The organism is Phytoactinopolyspora endophytica (assembly GCF_004138495.1).
GTDB classification, from domain to species: domain Bacteria; phylum Actinomycetota; class Actinomycetes; order Jiangellales; family Jiangellaceae; genus Phytoactinopolyspora; species Phytoactinopolyspora endophytica.
Map to the genome: position 1 here is coordinate 52,378 of NZ_ML142857.1, position 3,815 is coordinate 56,192.

At 67.9% G+C, this 3,815-nt stretch carries 3 protein-coding genes; 1 reads left to right on the top strand and 2 read right to left on the bottom strand.

Annotation, left to right across the window (positions count from 1 at the left end; all coding sequences use genetic code 11):
* On the top strand, positions 1–1,152 hold a 1,152-nt coding region (locus ELR45_RS18095; RefSeq protein ID WP_205856817.1), incomplete at its 5' end, for a hypothetical protein.
* 31 nt (positions 1,153–1,183) lie between these two features.
* On the opposite strand, the gene ELR45_RS18100 is transcribed toward ELR45_RS18095, so the two are convergent.
* Together ELR45_RS18100 and ELR45_RS18105 are read right to left on the bottom strand one after the other, a co-directional pair.
* Positions 1,184–2,287 (bottom strand): fatty acid desaturase family protein, encoded by a 1,104-nt coding sequence (locus tag ELR45_RS18100; RefSeq protein ID WP_129667643.1) that lies wholly within the window; start codon positions 2,285–2,287, stop codon positions 1,184–1,186.
* Between the two features lie 83 nt (positions 2,288–2,370).
* Entirely contained in the window at positions 2,371–3,567 is a 1,197-nt protein-coding gene (locus tag ELR45_RS18105) for a Gfo/Idh/MocA family protein (RefSeq protein ID WP_129667644.1), read from the bottom strand.
* Positions 3,568–3,815 lie beyond the last annotated feature (248 nt).

Genomic DNA, 3,815 nt, shown 5'->3' on the forward strand with positions numbered 1-3,815 from the left:
CTGGTCGGCGGATTCGCCAATGCGGCATCGCTGAGCTCACACTATCGAAGCGGCGGCGACGCCTTCGGCTGGTTGCTGAACCGCAGTTCTCGTCTGCTGCGGCCCACCACCGCGTTCCTCGTCGTGCTCGCCGCGTCCGGATTCGGCGCGCGAACGCTCGGTGTCGACCCCGGGCTCGTCGCGCTGGCCGTGTGGGCGGCGGCGATCCCGTTGTGGTTCCTCGTCGCGTACCTCAGCCTGGTCTTCCTCTCGCCGCTCACCTACGCCCTGCAACGGCGGATGGGGCTGGCGTTCCCCCTCGGGGCCGCAGCATTGGTGCCGCTGTTCGACATCGCCAGCCTGCGGTACGCGGTACCAGCCGTGGGCGGAGCCAACTACCTCCTGGTGTGGTTGGTCTTCCACCAGGTCGGCATCGCCTGGCAGGACGGCACCATCCGTGCCGGGGCGCGCGCCCTTGCCCTGCTCTGCGGTGCCGGCATCGCAGCCCTGATCGGTCTCACGGTGCTCGGGCCGTACCCGGTGAGCATGGTGGGCGTCCCGGGTGCGGACCTGCAGAACACCTCTCCGCCGTCGTTCGCGTTGCTCGTCCTGGGCCTCACACAAGCCTGCGCGGCGCTCGCGCTCAGCGAGCCGGTGAACCGGATCCTGCGTGGAGCTCGCGCCTGGACCGCGGTGGTCGCCGCGAACGCGGTGGTCCTGACCCTGTTCCTGTGGCACATGGCGGCGGCCGTGCTGGCCGCCGCCGCCCTCTACGGATCGGGCATCATGCCCGAGCCGGACGTCGACGCCGGGGCCTGGCTACCACTGCGGCTACCCTGGCTGGCCGTCTGCGCCGCCGTGCTGGCGGTCTTCGTCGGGATCTTCGCGCGGATCGAGACACGTCCCGGAGGCCCACCGCGGGTGCTCACCGTCGTCGACGCCGCGGTGTGCAACCGGATCGGGCTGCCTCGCACCGGCTGGCGCGCTCTGACCGTGACCGCCATGATGTGCATCGTCGCCGGGCTCCTGGTCATCGCGGTCGCGGACAGCAGCTACGAAGGGGTCGTCGGAGTCCCGCTCATCGCGTTCATCCTGTATCTCGTCGGCGCGTCTGTGCTCCGCCTCGCTCGATACCGGCATGCCAGTGCCGACGCCGTACGGCCACGACGCTGAAGACAACAGGGCCCACATCAGCTCACACCCCTCACGCGGGCGCGCGGAACTGCGCGGCGAGCGGGCATTGGAACGGATCCACATCTTTGGTCCCGACCTGGTTCAGGTACCGCACGACGATCCGCCACGACTCCAGAAGCCCGGCCTCGGTGTACGAGACATCCTGCTCGGCGCAGAACCGCCGCACGATCGGCTGCGCCTTGCGCAGGTTCGGCCGCGGCATGCTCGGGAACAGGTGGTGTTCGATCTGGTAGTTCAGACCACCCATGGCGACGTCGACGAGCCAGCTGCCGCGCACGTTGCGGCTGGTGAGCACCTGCCGGCGGAGGAAATCGACGCTCATGTCACGGGGAAGGATCGGCATGCCCTTGTGGTTCGGGGCGAAGGTCGCGCCCATGCTGACGCCGAACACGGCCATCTGGACCGCGAGGAACGTGCCCGCTATGGCAGGCGAGAGGAACACGAACAACGCCACCGGGTAGAGGGTCAGACGCGCAAGCAGCAACGGAATCTCGACGGCGCGGAACTTGACACGGCCGCGGCCGAACACGGTCCGCAGGCCTGACACGTGCAGGTTCAGCCCGGCGAGCAGCAGAAGAGGGAAGAACAGAGTTCCCTGCCGCTTCACCCACCAGCCGGAGAACCCCTTGCGCGAACGACGCTGTGTCGCCACGTCACTGGTGAACACCAGGGCGGCCGGTTCGACGTCCGGGTCGACATCGGCCTTGTTCGGATTGGCATGGTGGCGGCTGTGCTTCGACATCCACCAGCCATGGCTCAGACCCACGATCACATTGCCGAGGAGCAGCGCGGCCAGTTCGTTGCGCCTGCCCGACGTGAAGATCTGCCGATGCGCCGCGTCGTGACCGAGATACGCCACCTGGGTCAGTAGCAGACCCAACGCCGCCGCGACAGCCAGCTGCCACCAGGTATCGCCGAGCGCGATGAACGCCGAGCCGCACACGGCGAGCAGCAGCACCAGCGTGACCGCCCGTACGGCGTAGAACATCGGTCTACGGCGCAGCAGTCCGGCCGCCCGGATCTGTTTGGACAGCTCGGCAAACTCGCTGACGTGTCGGCGCCGCGGCCCCTCAACAGTGGCAACGTCGCTGGCCGTGACCTCAGAACTACTCATACCTCCGCACCATACGGATGTATAAGTCCGCTGGCAGCGGTGTTAGCTGCAAAGCTTAGGTGGGGCTAGCCCTACCTAAGCTCTCATACCGTGACCTGCGTCCAGATGCTCTCCTTCTCGGCACTGTCCTCGATCGCGGCCAGCACGCGCTGCACTTGAAGGCCGTCCGCGAACGACGGCTCCGGGTCACGCCCGTCGGCGACGGCGTTGACCAGGTCGACGGCCTGATGGGTGAAACCGTGCTCGTAGCCGAGCAGATGCCCCGGTGGCCACCACGCGGCCAGGAACGGGTGCTCGGGCTCGGTCACCAGGATCCGCCGGAACCCGGCTGTCTGCGCGTCCTCCGTGCCGTCGTAGAAGTTCAGGACGTTCATGTCCTCGAAGTCGAACGCCAGTGATCCGTTCGTGCCGTTGATCTCGATCCGGATGGCATTCTTGCGGCCGGTCGCATACCGCGTCGCCTCGAAGGTCGCCAGCGCTCCCCGGCTGAACCGGCCTATGAACACCGCCGCGTCGTCGACGGTCACATCCCCCATAGGCGCGCCCCCGGTGTCGACGTGCCCGCCGAGCTTCGCCCCCGACGACGGCTCGGCCACCGGGCGCTGTTTGATGAACGTCTCCATCAGCGCGCTCACACCGGTGATCCGCTCACCGGTGATGAACTGCGTGAGATCAACGATGTGTGCGCCGATGTCACCCAGCGCGCCGGACCCGGCACGGGGCTTCTCCAGACGCCACGACATCGGCGACGCCGGATCCACCAACCAGTCCTGCAGGTACTGCGCCCGCACGTGCCGGATCTCGCCGATACGTCCCTCGGCCACCAGGGTCCGAGCCAGCACGATGGCCGGCACCCGCCGGTACGTGAACCCGACCATCGACCGCACACCCCGCTCTCGTGCCGCTGCGGCCGCCTCCGCCATCAGCTCGGCCTCGGCTACCGAGGTGGCGAGCGGTTTCTCGCACAGCACGTGCTTGCCGGCCTCCAGCGCGGCGATCGCGATCTCCGCGTGACTGTCACCGGGCGTGCAGACGTCGACCAGATCGACGTCGTCCCGGGCGATCAGAGCGCGCCAGTCGGTCTCCACGTGTTCCCAGCCGAACTTGGCCGCGACTTCCCCGGCGGCGTCGGCGTTGCGCCCGCCGATGGCGGCCAGCCGTGGCACCAGCGACGGGTCGAAGAAGCTGCGGACATTGCGCCACGCGTGCGAGTGAGCCACACCCATGAAGGCGTAGCCCACCATGCCGATCCCGAGGGTGGGGCTGCTGTCATCAGTCATGAAGGAATCCTTGATCATCGAATATCGAGCGGTTCACAACACATTGCTATAACGGTCAATGGTGCGCATCCAGGTCATGGGGATCCGTCTCCGGGTCGTCCACCCGGTCAGGATCGCCCCCTGAAGGTGCTGATCCGTCGCTGTCCACGACCGCCGGCGCGACAACGACGGCCATGGAGCCTGACGACGGTCACCGTCGCCAGGCTCCATGGCCCGGACGCCAGAGCGGGCGACCCCGCTTCGGCGCC

What these genes read in the sequence shown, in the direction of transcription:
- ELR45_RS18100 (WP_129667643.1), bottom strand. Translation starts at nt 2,287, where the DNA reads ATGAGTAGTTCTGAGGTCACGGCCAGCGACGTTGCCACTGTTGAGGGG.
- ELR45_RS18105 (WP_129667644.1), bottom strand. Translation starts at nt 3,567, where the DNA reads ATGACTGATGACAGCAGCCCCACCCTCGGGATCGGCATGGTGGGCTAC.